The following is an 18,293-nucleotide window of genomic DNA, read 5'->3' on the forward strand; positions in this document are numbered from 1 at the left end:
CCTTTCTGGACTTGAGGAGCAATACGGCAAGTTCGTCGTCTACGACATACACTCCTACAATTACCGCAGGCAAGGGCCGCGCGATCAACCCGCCGATCCTTCGACCAATCCGGAAATCAATATCGGCACTGGCACTATGAATCGCGACTATTGGGCTCCGGTGGTGGATAGATTTATCAGCGATCTGCGCAGTTTCGATTTCCTCGGTCGCAATCTCGATGTTCGGGAAAACGTCAATTTCAAAGGGCGCTATCTCGCCCAGTTCGTGCACGAAAACTTTCCCGAAACCGGCTGCGCGATCGCCATTGAAGTCAAGAAATTCTTCATGGACGAATGGACCGGCGTTGCCTTCCCCGAGCAGGTCAACGCAATGCGCGACGCCTTGGCGGCAACGGTTCCAGGCGTAAGTGAGGAAGTTGGGCGCAAATGAGCAAGGTGGACTATATAAAGGCGCTGCTTGATGCGGGCGAGATCGTGGACTGTGCACTACCGGACGGCGGGCGCCTCCACATCGAACGCCCGCAACCGTTCATCTGCGTCTATCGGATGCAGGAGGCGAAAGTGGACCCCGGCACGCAGGACCTCATCGCCGGGCAGCCGTCCTATCTTTTGTTTCCAACTGAACCGGCTGGCTGCAAGGCAGCAACCAGAGCGCTTGTCGCAACCGTCGATGCACTAAGCCAGATGTTCGGTGCCGTGCTGGTTGTGGAGCTTTTCGTGCTTCCCTTGCCAGAGGATTTCGATCCCGAGGAAGGACCGCCTCGCCCCGGCTTCGAGATCCAGGCATCACGGCGTCACGCGCCGGTGAGAACTCTCGAAGCACTCGAAGCGGCGTTTCTTGAGCAGCCATGGCCAGGCGGAGAGCCATCCATTCGGGTCGCTTACAAACAGCACCGCGCTCCAGAAGGCTGTGTGTCACTTCTATCGGCGGGGCTGCGCAAGCGCCAAGATGTAACTGATCTCGCCATCGGCTTTCGCGCGATCCATCGTGACCTCGACGGACAGGTGGTGCTGCCAGTCGTCCTGCGGGAGCTGCGCCGCTCGCTGACGAATTCCTTGCGCCAGGGCTTTTACGCATTCGCACACACCCGTGCCCGTTTTCGCCCTATTCACTATCATGAACTTGGGCCGCAGGAAATCGAACCCCTTGTCTGGGACGTCGATCGAGCGCTTGCGGACGTGGGAGGCAGTTTCGATATCATCCTCGACGCGACGCCGGTAAACAGCAGTGCGGCATGGTCCCGGTTCCGGGCGTCTCGATACGAGAAGACGCCCGAATTTCATTATCGGCCCTTGCCTCACGATCCGGGAACCTTGAAACGGCGGCTCTACGAGGTTCCCCTGGAACAGGTGGACGACCCCGCTCTTCATGCCTTGTTCTCCGATAAGAGGAAGGAGTTGGATAGCCAGATTGATTTGCTCGGCGATCGCGGTACCAAGCGTTTTCTTTATGGAAGCTTGCTTGTCTATGGCGCGCCGGATGACGCTCTGATTGCTCTTGCCCGGCGCATCACGGCAGAGATCGCGCCGCGTGCACAGGAAAGCGGGGGCGGTGATACGCTCGACGCTCTGGCTTTCGTCCAGATCGCGGAGCAGGAATTGGAGCATTACCGGAAGGAATGGCCGAGCCTCGCGGCAAGGGTCGAAGTTCGCGACAACGTGCCCGGCCTGATCGTATCAAATGGGCACTTTCTGGTGGGTAACAAAACGAAAGTCTCGGCAGGCCGCGTGCGCGCGACGATCGCCCACGAGGTCGGAACGCATATTTTGACATATTACAATGGACTGGCCCAGCCGTTCCAGCAGCTCCACGCCGGCCTGGCGGGCTATGAAGCGACGCAGGAAGGTATCGCCGTTCTCGCCGAATATCTCGTAGGCGGGTTGAGCCGCCCTCGCATGCGCCTGCTCGCCGGCAGGGTTCTGGCAGTGGCGGCGCTCGTCGATGGCGCCGACTTCGTCGAGACGACCCGCATGCTTCACGCCGACTACGGTTTTAGCCAGCGCGGCGCCTATACCATCGCCATGCGGGTTCATCGCAGTGGCGGGCTCACCAAGGACATGGTGTACCTCAAGGGCCTAAAGGATCTTCTGCATCTCCTTGCAAGCTCGGATCTGCCGTTCGAGGATCTGCTGATCGGCAAGTTCGCCTTGAGCCACCTCCCCCTGATCGACGAGCTGCGATGGCGAAATATCCTGAAAAAGCCTAAGCTGCTGCCGCATTATCTCCGTGATGAGGACGCTCTCAAACGGCTGGAAGGAATTCGCAGGGGGCTTTCCCCGCTTGATCTCATCGAAGGGCACGGGAAATGAAAATCGGATTTGTCGTAAACAAAGTCGCCACGGAGAGAACCAATTACTCCACGACGCATATGGCGCTCACTGCGCACATACGTGGACATCAGGTCTATTACATAGAGGTGGCGGATTTCACACTCGGATCAGACGAGATGGTCCATGCGTATGCGCACAAGCCACCGCCACGCAAATTCCGAACGGCGAGCACTTTCTTCAAGGCTATGCAGTCGCAGGAAGCTCTCCGGGAGCGAATATCGGTGGAGATGCTCGATGTCTTGATGCTGCGCAACGATCCTGCCCGCGTTGAACCTCACCAATCCTGGGCGCGCACGGCAGCCATGAATTTCGGCCGGCTTGCCCTACGTCATGGTGTCATCGTTCTAAATGACCCGGATGGCCTTAGCCATGCTTCCAACAAGATGTATCTTGAACAATTTCCTATGTCAGTGCGGCCTCGTTCGACGATCACTCGCTCCGCCGACGACATCAAAGCCTTCATCCGCGCAGAAGGCGGTCGGATCATCCTCAAGCCCTTAGCAGGCTCGGGTGGACATAATGTTTTTTTGATCAGCAAGGACGAACCGAACGTCAACCAAATCATCGAGGCAGTTCTCAACGATGGGTATGCGCTTGCGCAGGAATACCTGCCGGCGGCCAGCAAGGGTGATGTCCGTCTTTTCCTGATGAATGGCCGCATAATGGAGCATGACGGCAAGATCGCCGCCATTCATCGCCAGGGATCAACAGGGGAAATCCGCAGCAACCTGACGGTCGGCGGGAGGGTCGCCAAAGTTGAACTGACCGACGCCATGCGCGAGATCGCCCAGGTCGTCCGGCCCCGACTGGTGCAGGACGGCATGTTCCTTGTCGGGCTCGACGTGGTCAAAGACAAACTGATGGAAATCAACGTCTTCAGTCCCGGTGGGCTTGTCGGTGCAGGACGGCTCAACACGATCAGTTTCGTAGATATGATCATCGATGCACTGGAACTGAAAGTGGCGCATCTGGGCCATGATGCACGGCGCTATACCAATGCTGAAATCGCAACCTTGTGACGACGGGTGGTTCCCGGCTGCGAGTCCCTTGCCGTCCAGTGTCGTACAGACCTGGCCGGTCAGGTTCGCGAGCAACGGCATATTTACAAGATCAGCAGCATCCTGAAATTAAACTTTTTTTACAGCCTTAGCGCCTCAGTTAAGCCAAACCATGAAATGGCTTTGGGTTATGCGGCTAGATTGTGTCTGACGTCAGCGCCTGCGGGGCAGAATTACTGAGCGGCAACTTCGTCCAGAGGCTGTGTGAAACCTCAGGATTCTTCATGATTTCGCGCCGCTCGTTTTCGGGAGCTGCTAATTTGATGGTTCAGCTCGACCATAGCGCGCGCGAATCTGGCAATTCTTGGCATTTGTAAAAGCTCTCGATAGTTTTCACACAGCCTCTCCACTCTGTGCAGCGGAGGTCCATTTTGAGCCGAGAATGACGAGTTTCAGCAACGCCTCGATGGCAGGTGGCGGCTATTGGGTTTGGAAAGTTGAAGTTGTTAAGGACCCCTTAGTCGGGTTAGCAGGAGGCTAACGTCGGGCTGATCCTGCGCTCGTGATTTAGAAAGCCCACACATCCAATGTCTGATCCGTCCATGAAACTGGTATTGGTGACACCTGAGATTCCGTACAATACCGGTGCTATCGGGCGGACTTGTGTGGCGCTAGAACTGGAGCTGATCCTCATTAAGCCTTACGGGTTTTCGATCGACGAAAAGGCGGTGCGGCGGGCCGGAATGGATTACTGGAAGCATGTTCAGCTCAGCCAGTATGACAGCTGGCAAAGCTTTTTGGATGATAGAAAGCCAATGCGCGAAAGCCTATATTTCTTCGAAGAACATGGAGCGCAGAGCGTTTATACTCCTGACTATCAGCCGGATGCTTATTTGGTTTTCGGTTGTGAATCCAAAGGCCTGCCAATTGCGATTTTGGATGGCATGGACGATAGAGTATTCAATTTGCCGATGCGCAGTCCACTTGTCCGATCACTTAACTTGGCAAACGTTGCCACAGCAGTTGTGTATCAAGCGATGCGCACTCAGCTGGGCGGTTAGCCACCACCTGTGCCACAACCGCAAATGTGTGTCCTGTTTTCATACAGCCTCTCCGTATAGCTAGCCTTGATGATCAGCGCAGCTTGGGTCCGCCTCGAGCCCAAAGCAGCCACGCGTGCGCTACCGAATAAGCCAGTAGCGGCAACACCTCCAAACCCTAGCCAATTACAGGCATTGGCCGCGATGCCACGCTCATTTAGCAACGTCTTCGACATTTTTTCGGAGTGAGAGATGTACTTAGACGTCCATCATCGCCGCAAGGCAAGTAATCTCACAGGACGTTTGAGGAAGCGCAAAAGGGGCTGCGTTTTCAGGTAACGCGCGAAGATTGGTCACCACCCTGCTCTCCTCAATCTGGCTTACTCTGACAGCAGCGGATTAATAGCCTCATACTTGTCCGATCTTGAATCCGCGCGACAAATGACTGCGCATAGCAAAGAGCAGCACGGCACCCGGCACCATTGAAGCGACGGTGACGGCCATCACCAAGCCAATGTCAGTTTGGAAGCCGAATAGAGCATTGATAGCCATACTGATTGGTTTGCCGTTTGTAGTTGTAAGAATTCGTGCAAAGACCACTTCAACCCAGGAAAACATGAAACAAAAGAATGCAGTCACGGCGATTCCAGGCGCAATTTGGGGCAACAGGAACTGCCAGATAAAGCGCGGGCGAGTGTATCCGTCTAAAAATGCGGTCTCGTCCATTTCTTTGGGGATGGCCGAGATGAAGCCCTGCAGAATCCAGATCGAGATGGGCAAGTTGAACAGGCAATGGGCCAACGCGATTCCAAAGACCGAATTCACAATCCCCAAGGACGAAAATAGCCGAAAAGACCTCACACCCAAATCGAGCAGAGACACTCCGGCTATGGTGAGCTTCGAGCGAATTGGGACCGCCCAAAGCGGCCTCAAGGCAGATTTCGGGGAACGGCAGCTAGGTCCCGCGCAGCAGACCTCGGAGCGATCTTCAGCGAACGGCGGCAAAGAGCCCCGAAGAGACCGGCGATAAGTTTTCCCTATAAGCGCGCAGTGTCCCTCTTCATAAGCCGGTCGCTTTGCCACCATTCCAAAGCACCCAGAAAGCCATCAGTGGAACATCGCCGGATCGCATTGTGTGCACCACACCTGGCGCGTTGTGGAATGTGCCGCCAATACCTGGCTCTATCCACGGCGTAGACGCATTGCTAAAAGCACCGTTGCTCATGACGAGATAGGTCTCTTCTGGTGGATGGGTGTGGTCGGGATATCTTATATTGGGTGCGAGCAGTGAGACCCCAATCGAAACATCTGACCTCTCCTCAAGTCCCTCTGGCCCTATGATCACTGCATTGGCGTGACCATACTGAAACCCTTCGCTGGCGCCTACTATAGGACCCCCGCGATGGCGCCATATGAGCGAAGGTTCCAGTGCCATGAAAGACAGCGAGATAGCCACCAGGTCAGGACTTGATAAATCTGATGGGTTGCAGGCTTTAGACAGATGTCGACAGACTGGTAGCTGCATGCCCTCGCGCGACACGACGACGCCAACTTCCCGAAGAGCTGAGAAGGTTTTGCTCAACATCTTCCGCGCTGGCTGGCCAAGCACCGATACCGAAAGCGCTTTTTGCATGGTATCTAAGAAATCTTGCAATTCTGACGGACGTCTTTGCAAAGGCAGGCCCCTTTAAACATTCAATTGCCTGATCGCGCCGATGGTCGGTACGTTCTGCGGCACGGATGGAATGAGTGCTCCGCTCAACAAATCACTTTCATCTCGCAGCGAGCTGCCAGACCTGTGATCGGGACCTGCCAGCATGCAAACCGAAGAGCCAAGATCTACTGACAAAAGCGTCGCTATCCGACAACTGCCATGCATTCGATTTCCACCTTCATCCTTGGATCCACAAGCGCCGAAACTTCCACAAGCGTTGATGCTGGCAAATGCTCTCCAAAGTAGGCGACACGGGCTGGGTTGATCAAAGCGCGGTCAGAAATATCTGTTAGAAAGATCTGCACCTTGGTTACTGTATCCGGTCGGCCCCCGGCTGCTCGCAGGCACACATCCATGGCGTGAAGTGCAATGTCGAACTGCGCTGCTGTCTGCTCAGGGATGTGCCCGTCCGCCGTCATCCCGACTATGCCGGAAACCCAGATCAATTCTCCCGCCCGTACGGAATGACAATAGTGACTTACGGGCGCCATCTGCCCTTCGATTAAGTGACGTTCAATATCCATGTGTCCTCCTTGCGATATAAGCGGTGCAGTTTGATTGGCCCAGATCAACCGCTAGTGGATGAATTTACATCGATCCATCTGAACCGTGCTGTCAGGCGTTCGTGGGGCAGTGTCGGATAAACCGGACCTCATCTTTCTGCCGCGGTTCGGAGCCTTTAAGTTCGGGTATAATTTATCTATTTTCTTCATGATCATCAGGCACGCGACGCGAAAGCATCTAATGCTCCTCGCTCAGATGCTAACAGATGAGTTTGATCTGACAATGCTTCTCCGGCCACCACGCGCTCTGCATGTGGACACTCTTCATAGAAACATGACTTTTAATCAGTTAGTCGTAGGTTCGATCCCTACCGGCACAGTCAAAAACCTGCATAGTATGAACTACTTACAGAGAGTTCGACTCGGCAAATTTTTTGCTTTTTTCTGGACAGGTCACTGGATTGTTCACTGAATTTGCCGGACTGTATTCGTCAGATTAAAAGCCGCTTCAACTCTGCCCCCGGGACCAGAAGTCGCACTCAGCTCATGCGTCAGGCCCGTATCACGGCACAGCATCTCCAAGAGACTTGATCGGGGCACAAAACACCGACAAATTACATCAAGAGGCATTCTAGTTGAGGACTGTCAGTTCACACAAGTGAAAGGAGACCAATTATGCCCCCCAGAAAAGTGAACATCGTTGCTGCTGCCGACCGTCAGATTTCAGCGGAGTTCGATCCTCATATTGTAGGCGATGTGAACCAGTCTCAAGTCAAAGTCGCAAAGTTTGGCGAGGCATTCGATTGGCATTCACATGCCAATGAAGACGAAGGATTTTTTGTTCTTCGTGGCCGCATTGCAATCGATTTCCGGGACGGGACCGTTGAGCTGGACGAAGGTGACTTTATTGTCGTGCCACGCACTGTAGAACACCGTCCACGTTCACTCACTGAAAAGCCAACGGTTATGCTGTTTGAGCCTTCAACCATTCTAAATACGGGTGATGCGGTGAGCGATTTCACGGTTAAGAACTTGAAGCGACTTCAGCCTGAATAGCTTGAAAAGTGTAGACTGATTTTAAGCGATATGATCCAGCCTGTCATTCCTCACTTGGAAAATTCCAACTTACTATGGGAAGGTTGATAAAACGTAATGCTAAAGGTCGAAAATGCTGGATCAAGGGCAAATACGAACGGACGCGAGTTCGGAGACTGAAACCTACGAACTTGTCGTTGTGGGTGCGGGTATCGCTGGGTTGAACGCCTTAAGCGCGGCATCCGAATATCTTCCGAAAGGTGCCCGGGTTTTGTTGGTGGATCAGAAGGACGCGCCGGGGGGGATGTGGAACACGGCTTATGACTATGTTCGCCTACACCAGCCACATCCGATGTTCACAGTTGGCGATATGGAATGGAACTGGCGCAAGCCGCGCAATTATCTGGCGGCGCGTGACGAGGTGCAAAACCATCTGTCCAGCTCGCTCACTCCGATAGGCGCGAAGGTCGCCTTGGAAACCGAATTCATGCAGACCGTCGCGCGCTGTGTCGAAATTGAAACCGGTCAGGGGCCAATGGCGGAGATTGCCTTTCACCCAAACGGAGAGCCTGGAACTTCTAAAACCGTTCTCACTAAGCGTGCCATCCATGCGTCGGGATTGAACTATGCGCTCGCCCAGCCACTTGCGTTTTCAAGCAAGAGTGTTGTTTCGATTATTCCGCAGGATTTGCGTATGACCTTGAACATGCATCCTGGTGCAGCCGTTGTTGTTGTCGGAGGCGGCAAAACGGGTATGGACTCCGTTCTTGCCACGCTTGCAGCCGATCCCTCTCGCCGGATTTCGCTGATCCAAGGGCGTGGTACTAATTTTCTCAACCGAACGAAGTATCTCCCAACGGGGATGAAGCGATGGACATCCGGCGAGTTGGTCTCACGGCTTTTCCGAGACCTAGCCTTGAATTTCGACGGCGACAATGAGGACAACACACTTGCACATGTCCGCAAAAATCACTCGACCGATGCGGGCACGGACAACGGGGTCTTTCTATACGGGCTTCAGTCCGAAGAAGAACTCGCAAAAATCATGGCAGGTCTGACCGAGACCTTTGCGGACTATCTCGTAGACGTAGCCGACACGCCCGAGGGCCCGCAAATGACGATGCGCAGCGGAGCCAACTCAGTTGTTCCCGAAGGTAGTATCTTCGTGAATTGCACTGGTAGCTTCTTCCGTGATGAGGCAGTTCAAGACCCAATGCCGATCCTGAGCCCGAACAATTGTGTACTCGGCATCAACCCGCGCGATGGTTTCCACTTCCTGACAAGTGTTGTCGGTTTTTTCGCGACACACCTGTTGTACCGTGACCAGCTATGCGGTCGGGGCTTCTACACACTCGACCACGAAGCGCTGTTTCGCAAGAACCGCAACGCTTGGGTCGGCGCTTCTGCGGCGCAAGCCTATATGAACCAGGTTATCGCGGTGCAGACACTGCCATTCATGCTTCTGGATCGTTGCGGGTTGGATCTGGACCGTTGGTACCCGTTACCCCGTCGCATGGCAGGCCTAATGCGTATGAAGGCCAGTGCAACCAGGGACATCGCCCATTGTCGACGCACCTTAGACAGGGTGGCCGGTCGTTTTGGAGTTCATGCGGGGCCGCTTGGGTAAGGCCCGCGGCCTTTGCAGCCATCTAAGAAATTTGTAGCATCGGTTGCTATGGCTCGAAGCTACCATGCCCGACCAAGCTGGTAGTGTCTGACAGAGCCCTCCATCCATAACATTGCCGTGGGGTGACACTGGTTCGTTTCTTGCAGTTGAACTCTAGCTTTTCGACGGTAAGTAACTTCTGCGCTCTACATCGGGAAATGTATCACCACTACGCACGTAGCTTGTATTTTGAGCGAGCGCGCCCGGTGTGTAGTCCCAAGCCTGACGGCGGCCCTGCTGAAGGGCTTTGTTGACGACTGTGCGTGCGGTTTGGTTCGCACGTTTCTCTGCTGCCAGTGAATCTAGATCCCATATTTCTTCCGCCTTTGATGTGAGATTTGCCAATTCATCTGCAGCTATTGGATCCGACGCGAGATCGTTCAATTCCAAAGGATCACTGCCGAGATTGTGCAGCATCGGTGGATAGGCGCGCGAAAGCACAAGTTTCAGATCACCATCACGCAGCATCACCCTCGGTGCGTCGGTGCCCCCGTCAAGGTGTTCTGCCAGTACAGGGATGTGGTTGGAACGCCCGTGCAAAAGTGGTGCAAGGCTTTGGCCATCGAGCGGTGTACAAACAGTGCCCGACGGCGCGCCTGAGAGATCTACGAGAGTCGGCAGTAGATCAAGAAGGGAGACCGGCGTAGAAATCCGGCGTTGCGCAATCCCAGGACCGCTAATGATAAGTGGCACGCGTATGGCCGGCTCAAAGAGTGTTTTTTTGAACCACATACCTCGCTCACCCATCATGTCGCCATGATCGGAGGCAAAGATCACCACTGTGTTCTCGATAAAACCAGACTCCAACAAAGCGTCCATTAGGCGGCCGAACATTGCATCTATATGTGAGATCATCCCGTAATATCCGCGTCGGGCACGGGCGGTCGCGCTCGGATCAATATCGGTCTTATCTTGACCATAGTGGCTATGGAGCATCCGCGAATGAGGGTCCCGTTGGTCCAATGGGATCGCGGGCACGCGCGGCGGGTCAATCGGGGTATTTTCATAAAGGTCCCAAAAGAACGGGGTAGTAATGTACGGGTCATGCGGTTGAGTAAGCGAAACTGTGAGCAAAAAGGGCCGGGAGTCGGCGCTGCGGGCACGGGCGTAAACCTCGCGCACAGCGTGGTGCATTACGTCCTCGTCGTAGTCGATCTGCATTGTGCGCGCCATCGGCCCTGCATCAAGAACGCTTTCTACAGAAGAAACTCCGGCGCCGAACCGGTCAGACGCGTCGCGTTCCTGCGGGGCTGGCGTCCAAGAGAAATCTGAAGGATAGATCTCGGTTGTGAGCCTTTCTTCAAACCCGTGAAACTGATCGGGACCCACGAAGTGCATCTTGCCAGAAATGCAGGTGTAATAGCCGCGCCCGCGCAAGTAATGGGCGAAAGTTGGCACTGCCGCAGGAAACTCGGCTCCATTGTCCCACGCCCCAATGCGTGAAGCCAGACGACCTGACATCATAGCAAATCGAGATGGCGCACACAGTGGGTACGGGCAATAGGCCTGCTCGAAAACCGCGCTGCGCGCAGCCAGCCGATCAAGATTTGAGGATTTGCAAACTTCACCGCCATAGCTGGATAACACCGAGGCTGTCAGTTGGTCGGTCATGAACAATACAATGTTAGGCATACTGGTGGTTTCTATCATCGACGGGTTCTCCTGATTTCAAGCGCCTTGTCGACAGAGTGTCGACCGTAAGCTAGCCTCGGAATTGGGAATCAGCAACTTTGCTCAGGAGGGTGTGACCAGCATTGCGAGTGTAAAGACCAAAGCCGCACCGTTCCGTATGGGGACGCGGCCTCAGAATTGCATGCAAGTATTGCTGGTGTGCGATAAGCTTCAAGGCGAGACCCGCGCTCTAGAACTGAAGTTGGATAAACGAGGTTTCATTTTCTGCACAGTGACGAAGACACCAACCCATATCTTTAGTCAGAAGACCATCATGTTCGGGTCGCCGCTTTAGGTGAACGCAACGCGCATCCGGCAGAGCGTCTTGCCAGAATGAATGCCGAAGTGTTTTGCAGCTGCCCGCTTGCACACGTTGAGGCCCTCTAAACAAGAAAGGCAGTAATAAATCAGGAAAAGGTTGAGTTTCTCGCGCAGCCTGGGGTTGTGCACCAAAAAAGACGCCGCCTGGATAGCGGAGTCCTCCAAACCAAAAGAAGAGGTTATCATGATCAGATCCACAACAAAAACTCTTACCGCCGCCGCCATCGCGGCGTGCCTTGCCCTTCCGGCATCGGCCGCCGACCCCGGACCGACGATCACCCAAATTCAAGAGCGTGGCAGTCTTCTGTGTACCAGCCACAATGGCAGCTACCTTGGTTTTGCCGAAGTTGATGATCAGGGAAAATGGTCAGGCTTTGACATCGAGATGTGCAAGGCGCTCGCCACTGCAATTTTGGGTGATCCCGAAGCACTTCAGCTCATTCCAGTTAGCTGGGCTCAGCGCTTCCCCGCCCTGCAGTCGGGCGATATCGACGTCATCATCAAGGTGACAGGCTGGACGATGAGCCGCGACACCGACCTCGGCCTCCAATATTCGCGCCCCTATTTCATCGGCCCGACCAACATCCTCGTGCGCAGCGATCTTGGCGCAACATCGCCGGAAGACCTTGAAGGCGGCGTGTTCTGCATCAACGCAGGAACATCTATCGAACGTATCGTGGCCGACTACATGGGCGCGCGCGGAATTTCCTATGAGGCGCTCAACTTCGAAAAAGCCGAAGAGCTACGCGCTGCGCTCTATGCGGGGCGCTGCGATGCGCTGGCCGGTTTCGGTCCGTTTCTTGCAGCAACTCGGTTCAACGCCCCGGATCCCGAGGGCTTCACAATTCTCGACGCAGTTCTTGCGCTTGAACCTGAAGGCATCGCAGCCCGAGAAGGCGACGACGGTTTCATCGATGTGATCAACTGGATGATGTCCGCTCTGTTGATGGCAGAAGAAAACGGGATCACACAAGCCAATGTTGACGAAATTCGCGCCAACCCACCGTCTGCGTCGGTCGAACGTCTTCTGGGCGCAAGTCCGGGCGTCGGGGAACGGTTAGGCCTCAGCGATGACTGGGCCTACACCATGATTAAAGCCGTCGGGAATTACGGTGAAATCTACGACCGTACTGTCGGCGAAAACTCCGTCTATAAACTGCCACGGGGCAAGAACCATCTCTGGTCGAACGGCGGTCTTCTTTATTCGCTGGTCCTCGACTGATCCATTGCGGGGCTAGGCTCATTGCCCGGCCCCGCATTTTTGATAGGACCTTCATGCTTCGAGTTCTTCGCAACCGCCGGACGCGCGGCTATGTGATCCAGGCTGCCGTTCTGGCCGCGTCGCTACTTTTGACGCTAAGCTTCGTGCTCACTGCGCGCGACAATCTTGTGTCACAGGGAATTGCGACCGGATTTGGTTTCCTCGATCGCTCCACTGGTTGGCCTATTAACTTTTCGATCATCGAGGCAACCGACCGCTCACCCTATTCGCGCATGCTTCTGGCAGGATTTCTGAACACAATCCTCGTCGGACTTGCTGGACTTGCGTGCGCGACATGTGTCGGCCTTGCAGTTGGCCTCATGCGCGTTTCGTCCAATCTCATTCTAAACGTTCTCGGCACGGTTTTTGTCGAAACCTTCCGAAACGTCCCGCTGATCCTCCAAGTCATCTTCTGGTACGCGATCCTGACCCATATGCCCTCGCCACGCGCAGCCATCGATCTTGCCGGGCTCGGCTTTCTGTCCAACCGCGGCCTGATGCTTGCGGCGCCAGCTTGGTCAGCTCTGGATTTGGCAATTATCGCGCTCTCAATCATAGCCGCGCTTTTTGCCGCACACCGTTTTGGTGGCACCCGCCCATTGGCACCCTGGGGTCTTGCCCTCGCCGGAATTGTCGCGCTCTCAGTCATGCTTTTGTTTCTTGGCCACGAACCCGAAATGCCACTCATCAGCCAGCCCGAGCTTAGAGGGCTGCGTTTCGTCGGTGGTGTTACCATAAAACCGGAATTCTCCGCCCTCCTAATCGCGATCATGGCGTTTGGCGGCGCCTATATTGGAGAGGTCGTGCGCGGCGGATTTCTGTCCGTCGACAAGGGCCGCCTTGAAGCCGCCCGAGCCCTTGGCCTCTCTAACGCGCAGATCAACCGGTTCATCCGGATCCCGCTGGCGATACGCGCCATGCTGCCCGCACTTACAAACCAGTATGTTTGGCTGATGAAGGCAACGACACTTGGCATCGCCATCGGATATCCGGACTACTTCATGGTCGTATCAACCTCGATCAACCAAAGTGGTCAGACCATGGAACTTCTGTTGCTCTTGATGGTCGGCTTCCTTCTAATCAATTATACCATCAGCGGGACCATGAACTGGATAAATGGCCGTCTCGCAATCAAGGGGCGCAGCTGACATGACCGGCGGAGCTTTGTCCCGACCGCCACCCGCAATGGCCGGTCGCCTCCATCAACTCAGAAAACGGCTATTTTCGAACTGGTTCGATGGGATTGTCACACTACTCGCCGGCGCCGCGCTGGTGTCGATCGTCGTCAATCTGGTGGACTGGGCGTTCTTGAATGCCGTCTGGAGCGAGGCCGACGTCAGCCAGTGCCGCGAGGTCTCGGGTGCCTGCTGGTCCGTTATTGACGCGCGCGGACGCCTGGTCTTGTTCGGCCTCTATCCATTTGATCAGCACTGGCGTTCGACATTGGCCTGTCTGATCATCGTCATCACCATGATCCTGTCCTGCCTGCCCGCACTGTGGGGCATAAAGCGATTGTCCGCACTGTGGATCGCCGGGTTCGGCACCTTTGTAGTCTTGATGTACGGCGGTATCTTCGGACTGTCGGTTGTGACCACTGAACAATGGGGCGGCCTCTCGCTGACGGTGTTCATCTTTGCGGGGGTTATCGTTCTTGGAATGCCGATGGCCGTTGGCCTTGCGCTGGCGCGCCGCTCGAAGTTGCCGGTCATCCATTGGCTGGCCGCAATTTTCATTGATACTGTGCGTTCCCTGCCGCTTTTGACTATTCTGTTCGCCGCAGCGGTCGTCGTGCCATTTGTTGTCCCTCAATGGGCGCAAGGCGACAAGCTGGGCCGGGTCGTCGTTGCCTTCGCTATTTTCTACGCCGCCTATCAGGCCGAAATTATCCGCGCGGGCATCCAGTCGATCCCATCCGGGCAGGAGGAAGCGGCGCAGGCACTTGGCATGAATTACCGTTCGGTTGTTTTGGACATCATTCTCCCTCAGGCATTCCGCAACACGCTTCCCTCAACAATCAATCAGGTCGTCATTACCTTCAAGGAAACCTCAATCGTCACAATTATTGGCTTTTTCGATGTCACCGCCTCGGCTTCGGCTGCAGTCGGTCGCGGTGAATGGGGTGCCTATTACATCGAAATCTATGTCTTCGTCGCGCTCATATATTTCGTCTTTGTCTTCGGCCTGTCGCGCTACGGCGCATATCTCGAACGCCGCACGAGGCTCCACCATGGCTGATCTCGCAATCCGGATCCGCGGCGTGAATAAACGCTTCGGGGACTTTGACGCTCTCAAATCCATCGACTTGAACGTGGCCAGCGGCGAGAGGGTCGTCATCTGCGGCCCCTCTGGCTCAGGGAAATCCACGCTAATCCGCTGCATCAACCGCCTAGAAGTCCACGACACAGGCAGTATCGAAGTCGAAGGCGTGGAGCTGTCCGATGACGACGACGCGATCCGCGATGTGCGCCGCGAAGTCGGCATGGTTTTTCAGGACTTCAATCTCTTCCCGCACCTGACGACTTTGGAAAACTGCACGCTTCCTCGCATCCGTGTGCGTGGTGCCTTGCGCGCAGAAGCCGAAGCGCTGGCACGTCAGGAATTGACGCGTATGCGCATTGCAGAACAGGCGGAAAAGTACCCCGACGAACTATCCGGCGGCCAACAACAGCGTGTCGCCATTGCGCGCGCATTGTGTCTGCAACCGCGCATCATGCTGTTTGACGAACCCACATCGGCGCTTGATCCCGAAATGATTGGCGAAGTTCTCGATGCGATGGTGGCTCTTGCCGAAGATGGAATGACAATGATCTGCGTCACGCATGAGATGGGCTTTGCCAGAAAGGTCGCCGACCGCGTGGTGTTTATGGCTGATGGCCGCATCGTCGAAGAAGGCCCCCCTGATACATTCTTTGACGCCCCCCGCGAAGATGCGACCCGGCACTTCCTTGATCAAATTCTGGGCGCCTGACCGTGCGGAGCACAAGAACAGTTTATGTCGTCAGCCCACATGCCGGGGGTGAGGTTGGCGATGTCATCTTCGGAGGCGTCGCGCGCGCGCCAACGACACACTTTGGGAGCAACGTGACTTTATAGCCCTTGATGAAAAGCTGCGGAATTTCGTTCTGAACGAACCGCGCGGCGGTGTGTTTCGCGATGTTAACTTACTCGTCCCACCGAAAAACTGAGTGCCTACATGGGTTTCATCATCATGGAAGCCGCCGACACCCCTCCAATGTCGGGATCGAACACGATCTGCGGTGCCACTGTTCTTCTGGAAGCGGGCATTCTCCCCATGCTGGAGCGCCAGACCCGCTTCCTCTCAGGGCGCAATTCAGCGTCACGTTTGGCGCGATCCGACGCCTTGTCTGGATCACGTTCGACGGCCAGGGGCGCATAAAACGTCGAAGGGGCAATCTGCAAAACACGGCAGATTGGCTCGACCTCACACAGCTCCCGGTGCTCTTTCCCTCTCATCGATACTGCGTATCGACTTCCGGGGAGTGGATAAAACTGATCATTTCCGAAACGGGCGGCCGAGCTCCGTCCTGCGTCCCGGCAGTCGTTTGGAGAGCAAACGATGAGAGTGGGAGCAAAATACGCTGATGCTTTTTTCAAGATCTCGCTGGCCTGCCGGAGTTGGCGGTTCTCACGATCCAAAGCTTTGATCCGATCCCGTTCAGCAGTCGTCACGCCATCACGCTGAACCCAAGCCCGGGCGTATCAGGCCCACAGCTAATCTTGGGCGCAATCGATTTGATCGCAGCAGATCGACTGTCAAATTCACCCTGATGCTCAAACACCATCCGCACAGCACGTTCGCGTACATCTTATCTATTTCCACATTTGTTCTTTTCCATAACCCAGTATCCTTACTTCTGGGTCGCCGGCAAACAAGGGACGGTTCAATTTGAGAAGCTGCCACTCGCTACAGAACTGCTCGGTCGCAATCCAAACTGGACGATCTCTGCACCTGTTCGATGCTTCTCATAAGGATTTTCCGGACTTACGCTGCAAGTGCGCGCTCGCTTCCATCTCACCATTCTGCCCGACTGAACAAGGCAAGCGTTCAGACGGCTCACCTGCGGGCTCTGGCAGAGCGATGCAAAGGCGACGGCCAGCCGGGCACCCTGATCCAAGTCAATTGATGCGCTGGGAAGCTGTGCCACACTCGGTGGCAATGAAGGGGAAGGCTGTCATGGAAGACCTAGTCAAACTCGGGCAGGTATTGGTTCAGGCGATGCGGGATCGTCGTGGCATTGCGCATGTCGACGACATCTATGCCGAAAACGCGGAGTCGGTTGAGGCGGTTGTGCCACCCGGGCGCGACGTGCGGATCGTCAGGGGCCGGGGCGCGATCAAAGCGAAACGTGAGGATTGGGTGGCAACGCATGACATCCAAAAGCTCGATGCGGACGGGCCCTATATCCACCCGCCCAACCGGTTCGCAGTGCGCTTCGAGGCCGAGGTGACGCAGAAAGCCAGCGGTCGGCAGATGACCCTGCGCGAGGTCGCAGTTTATTCGGTCGAAGAGGGTAAGATCGTCCGCGAAGAGTTTTTCATGTTGCCGAAATAGGCGGCGCGCCGGGCACAACTGCCAGTCACCCGCGGACAACCTCTTCGGCAAGAAGCGCCCACTTCGCATACGGATAGGGTCGTGCAACGTCGGTCCCGGCGCGGCGATCCCAGTAAATGGCATTGGACATGCCGCCCTCGACCCTATGCACGAGCGAGCGGATAGCCTCGAAGAAGCGCTCGCATTCGTGCGCTTGAGCAACTTTGCGGGCGCGTTCGCCCGCCCCGCCCCAAAACGTATTTGTCCGCTCGACGGCCGTTCGCAGGCAGTGAAGTTAAGAGCTGCTAAGTCCGGCATACCGGACATTGCCGTCGTCAATTTCGCTGTGGCACGAGTGAACGGCCGCTTTTTCCGTCGCGTTGCGGCTTGGTTTTCCACTGCTTCGCAGCGATAGGGTTTCTGCGAATGCGCGCAGCAAGAATGCGGCCCTTCTCCTTTGGGTTGAAGCGATATTCCGGTTATTTAGATCGAACGGCAGATTTGTCGCGCAGAGCAGACATCGGCCTCGGAATCAAACGGCCCCAACACCTCGACCTAACCTCAAAATCCGAATTGCTCGAACCGAATTGATCCGTCCCACCACTATCATTCCTCGCCGCATAGCGTATGGGAAGTGGTTCACTACGGAGAATGAATGATGCGAGCTTCACAGAGTGTCCCTGAACTGGTTGCGGCGGCGCAGGCCAATGCAAAGACGTCCGAAGATTGCGTTTCAGGAATTCTGAAACTTATGGACGGGCAGAACGGGTCCGACGCCCAAGTTAAGGAACTTCGCGCCGCGACTGACGCGCTTGAATTGGCGGCGGTCGATATATTCTCTCTTTTCGAAGCGCGGATGCAGCACCACTTTAGACGGGGCCCGTTTTCACGCAAATTGAAATCATTGCTGTTGGAATCTGAGCAAACTGACCTCGCCGATAGGGTTCACCAATATTATCTGGCGATCAACGTGCTGAAGCATGGAAAAGGAGCGAGTTATCGGGAGCTACTCAATACTCCAAGCTCTCTTTTTGTTATTAAACCGATCGAAGACATCATAGCCGATGAAGCGCACGCACCTGCAGGCCTGATAGATGTCACTGTACCGGGCTTTTTTGATGGGCTGACCACGACTATTCTTGAGGCCTACCATTTCCTTGAAAATAGATAGGTTTATGGGCTGTTGAGCGACAACCATCTT

Annotated in this window: 17 protein-coding genes and 2 pseudogenes; 13 read left to right on the top strand and 6 right to left on the bottom strand. The window is 55.3% G+C overall.

All coding sequences use genetic code 11. The features are described from left to right. The 4 genes from Q1B15_RS19770 to Q1B15_RS19785 all read left to right on the top strand — a co-directional run. Positions 1–430 (top strand): N-formylglutamate amidohydrolase (locus Q1B15_RS19770; protein ID WP_299757117.1); only part of this gene is annotated, 430 nt, incomplete at its 5' end. Further along, positions 427–2,310 (top strand): tyrosine/phenylalanine carboxypeptidase domain-containing protein, encoded by a 1,884-nt coding sequence (locus tag Q1B15_RS19775; protein ID WP_299757119.1) that lies wholly within the window; start codon positions 427–429, stop codon positions 2,308–2,310. The genes Q1B15_RS19770 and Q1B15_RS19775, both read left to right, overlap by 4 nt. After that, the gene (locus Q1B15_RS19780) at positions 2,307–3,350 is read left to right on the top strand and encodes a hypothetical protein (protein ID WP_299757122.1); all 1,044 of its coding nucleotides are present in this window, start codon (positions 2,307–2,309) and stop codon (positions 3,348–3,350) included. The genes Q1B15_RS19775 and Q1B15_RS19780 overlap by 4 nt, the downstream gene beginning before the upstream one ends. A gap of 566 nt (positions 3,351–3,916) precedes the next feature. Continuing rightward, entirely contained in the window at positions 3,917–4,390 is a 474-nt protein-coding gene (locus Q1B15_RS19785; protein WP_299757124.1) for a tRNA (cytidine(34)-2'-O)-methyltransferase, read from the top strand. A 387-nt stretch (positions 4,391–4,777) separates the two neighbouring features. Here the strand turns inward: Q1B15_RS19785 and Q1B15_RS19790 are convergent, their stop codons facing one another. The 3 genes from Q1B15_RS19790 to Q1B15_RS19800 form a co-directional block, all read right to left on the bottom strand. Beyond that, positions 4,778–5,194, bottom strand: coding sequence for an ABC transporter permease subunit (locus Q1B15_RS19790; RefSeq protein ID WP_299757126.1), 417 nt, complete (start codon positions 5,192–5,194; stop codon positions 4,778–4,780). Between the two features lie 235 nt (positions 5,195–5,429). Then, positions 5,430–6,002 (bottom strand): dimethylsulfonioproprionate lyase family protein, encoded by a 573-nt coding sequence (locus Q1B15_RS19795; RefSeq protein ID WP_366141755.1) that lies wholly within the window; start codon positions 6,000–6,002, stop codon positions 5,430–5,432. Positions 6,003–6,226: 224 nt separating this feature from the next. Next, positions 6,227–6,607: a RidA family protein gene (locus tag Q1B15_RS19800; RefSeq protein WP_299757128.1), complete on the bottom strand. Its 381-nt coding sequence runs from the start codon at positions 6,605–6,607 to the stop codon at positions 6,227–6,229. A 654-nt stretch (positions 6,608–7,261) separates the two neighbouring features. On the opposite strand from Q1B15_RS19800, the gene Q1B15_RS19805 reads away from it, so the two are divergent. Both Q1B15_RS19805 and Q1B15_RS19810 read left to right on the top strand, forming a co-directional pair. Further along, entirely contained in the window at positions 7,262–7,642 is a 381-nt protein-coding gene (locus Q1B15_RS19805; protein ID WP_299757130.1) for a cupin domain-containing protein, read from the top strand. 112 nt (positions 7,643–7,754) lie between these two features. Beyond that, complete coding sequence (locus Q1B15_RS19810; protein WP_299757132.1) at positions 7,755–9,248, top strand: FAD-dependent oxidoreductase; 1,494 nt, start codon at positions 7,755–7,757, stop codon at positions 9,246–9,248. Positions 9,249–9,401: 153 nt separating this feature from the next. Here the strand turns inward: Q1B15_RS19810 and betC are convergent, their stop codons facing one another. Together betC and Q1B15_RS19820 are read right to left on the bottom strand one after the other, a co-directional pair. After that, positions 9,402–10,919, bottom strand: coding sequence for a choline-sulfatase (gene betC, locus Q1B15_RS19815; RefSeq protein WP_299757134.1), 1,518 nt, complete (start codon positions 10,917–10,919; stop codon positions 9,402–9,404). A gap of 330 nt (positions 10,920–11,249) precedes the next feature. Beyond that, positions 11,250–11,477, bottom strand: a complete 228-nt coding sequence (locus Q1B15_RS19820; protein WP_299757136.1) for a hypothetical protein — start codon at positions 11,475–11,477, stop codon at positions 11,250–11,252. Between Q1B15_RS19820 and Q1B15_RS19825 the strand changes: the two genes are divergently transcribed. The 5 genes and pseudogenes from Q1B15_RS19825 to Q1B15_RS19845 form a co-directional block, all read left to right on the top strand. After that, on the top strand, positions 11,464–12,501 hold the full coding sequence (locus tag Q1B15_RS19825; RefSeq protein ID WP_299757139.1) for a transporter substrate-binding domain-containing protein: 1,038 nt from the start codon (positions 11,464–11,466) through the stop codon (positions 12,499–12,501). The genes Q1B15_RS19820 and Q1B15_RS19825 overlap by 14 nt on opposite strands. Positions 12,502–12,554: 53 nt before the next feature. Beyond that, complete coding sequence (locus Q1B15_RS19830) at positions 12,555–13,688, top strand: ABC transporter permease subunit (protein ID WP_299757142.1); 1,134 nt, start codon at positions 12,555–12,557, stop codon at positions 13,686–13,688. Position 13,689: 1 nt separating this feature from the next. Next, the gene (locus tag Q1B15_RS19835) at positions 13,690–14,775 is read left to right on the top strand and encodes an amino acid ABC transporter permease (protein WP_299757145.1); all 1,086 of its coding nucleotides are present in this window, start codon (positions 13,690–13,692) and stop codon (positions 14,773–14,775) included. Continuing rightward, positions 14,768–15,508 carry an amino acid ABC transporter ATP-binding protein gene (locus Q1B15_RS19840; protein WP_299757148.1) on the top strand — a complete coding sequence of 247 codons (741 nt, stop codon included), beginning with the start codon at positions 14,768–14,770 and terminating at the stop codon, positions 15,506–15,508. The genes Q1B15_RS19835 and Q1B15_RS19840 overlap by 8 nt, the downstream gene beginning before the upstream one ends. 2 nt (positions 15,509–15,510) lie before the next feature. Beyond that, positions 15,511–15,850: pseudogene (locus Q1B15_RS19845) on the top strand (proline racemase family protein); the annotation flags it as partial. Here Q1B15_RS19845 and Q1B15_RS19850 read toward each other — a convergent pair. Next, positions 15,835–16,343, bottom strand: a pseudogene (locus tag Q1B15_RS19850) (hypothetical protein); the annotation flags it as partial. The pseudogenes Q1B15_RS19845 and Q1B15_RS19850 sit on opposite strands and share 16 nt — an antisense overlap. Before the next feature lie 392 nt (positions 16,344–16,735). Between Q1B15_RS19850 and Q1B15_RS19855 the strand changes: the two are divergent. Both Q1B15_RS19855 and Q1B15_RS19860 read left to right on the top strand, forming a co-directional pair. Beyond that, on the top strand, positions 16,736–17,113 hold the full coding sequence (locus Q1B15_RS19855; RefSeq protein ID WP_299757150.1) for a nuclear transport factor 2 family protein: 378 nt from the start codon (positions 16,736–16,738) through the stop codon (positions 17,111–17,113). A 634-nt stretch (positions 17,114–17,747) separates the two neighbouring features. Next, positions 17,748–18,263, top strand: a complete 516-nt coding sequence (locus Q1B15_RS19860; RefSeq protein WP_299757152.1) for a hypothetical protein — start codon at positions 17,748–17,750, stop codon at positions 18,261–18,263. The last annotated feature ends 30 nt before the right edge of the window (positions 18,264–18,293 follow it).

It is taken from the genome of uncultured Boseongicola sp., from assembly GCF_937988555.1.
Taxonomy (GTDB): domain Bacteria; phylum Pseudomonadota; class Alphaproteobacteria; order Rhodobacterales; family Rhodobacteraceae; genus Boseongicola.

What these genes read in the sequence shown, in the direction of transcription:
- Q1B15_RS19775 (WP_299757119.1), top strand. Translation starts at nt 427, where the DNA reads ATGAGCAAGGTGGACTATATAAAGGCGCTGCTTGATGCGGGCGAGATC.
- Q1B15_RS19780 (WP_299757122.1), top strand. Translation starts at nt 2,307, where the DNA reads ATGAAAATCGGATTTGTCGTAAACAAAGTCGCCACGGAGAGAACCAAT.
- Q1B15_RS19785 (WP_299757124.1), top strand. Translation starts at nt 3,917, where the DNA reads ATGTCTGATCCGTCCATGAAACTGGTATTGGTGACACCTGAGATTCCG.
- Q1B15_RS19795 (WP_366141755.1), bottom strand. Translation starts at nt 6,002, where the DNA reads ATGCAAAAAGCGCTTTCGGTATCGGTGCTTGGCCAGCCAGCGCGGAAG.
- Q1B15_RS19800 (WP_299757128.1), bottom strand. Translation starts at nt 6,607, where the DNA reads ATGGATATTGAACGTCACTTAATCGAAGGGCAGATGGCGCCCGTAAGT.
- Q1B15_RS19805 (WP_299757130.1), top strand. Translation starts at nt 7,262, where the DNA reads ATGCCCCCCAGAAAAGTGAACATCGTTGCTGCTGCCGACCGTCAGATT.
- Q1B15_RS19810 (WP_299757132.1), top strand. Translation starts at nt 7,755, where the DNA reads ATGCTGGATCAAGGGCAAATACGAACGGACGCGAGTTCGGAGACTGAA.
- betC (WP_299757134.1), bottom strand. Translation starts at nt 10,919, where the DNA reads ATGCCTAACATTGTATTGTTCATGACCGACCAACTGACAGCCTCGGTG.
- Q1B15_RS19825 (WP_299757139.1), top strand. Translation starts at nt 11,464, where the DNA reads ATGATCAGATCCACAACAAAAACTCTTACCGCCGCCGCCATCGCGGCG.
- Q1B15_RS19830 (WP_299757142.1), top strand. Translation starts at nt 12,555, where the DNA reads ATGCTTCGAGTTCTTCGCAACCGCCGGACGCGCGGCTATGTGATCCAG.
- Q1B15_RS19835 (WP_299757145.1), top strand. Translation starts at nt 13,690, where the DNA reads ATGACCGGCGGAGCTTTGTCCCGACCGCCACCCGCAATGGCCGGTCGC.
- Q1B15_RS19840 (WP_299757148.1), top strand. Translation starts at nt 14,768, where the DNA reads ATGGCTGATCTCGCAATCCGGATCCGCGGCGTGAATAAACGCTTCGGG.
- Q1B15_RS19855 (WP_299757150.1), top strand. Translation starts at nt 16,736, where the DNA reads ATGGAAGACCTAGTCAAACTCGGGCAGGTATTGGTTCAGGCGATGCGG.
- Q1B15_RS19860 (WP_299757152.1), top strand. Translation starts at nt 17,748, where the DNA reads ATGATGCGAGCTTCACAGAGTGTCCCTGAACTGGTTGCGGCGGCGCAG.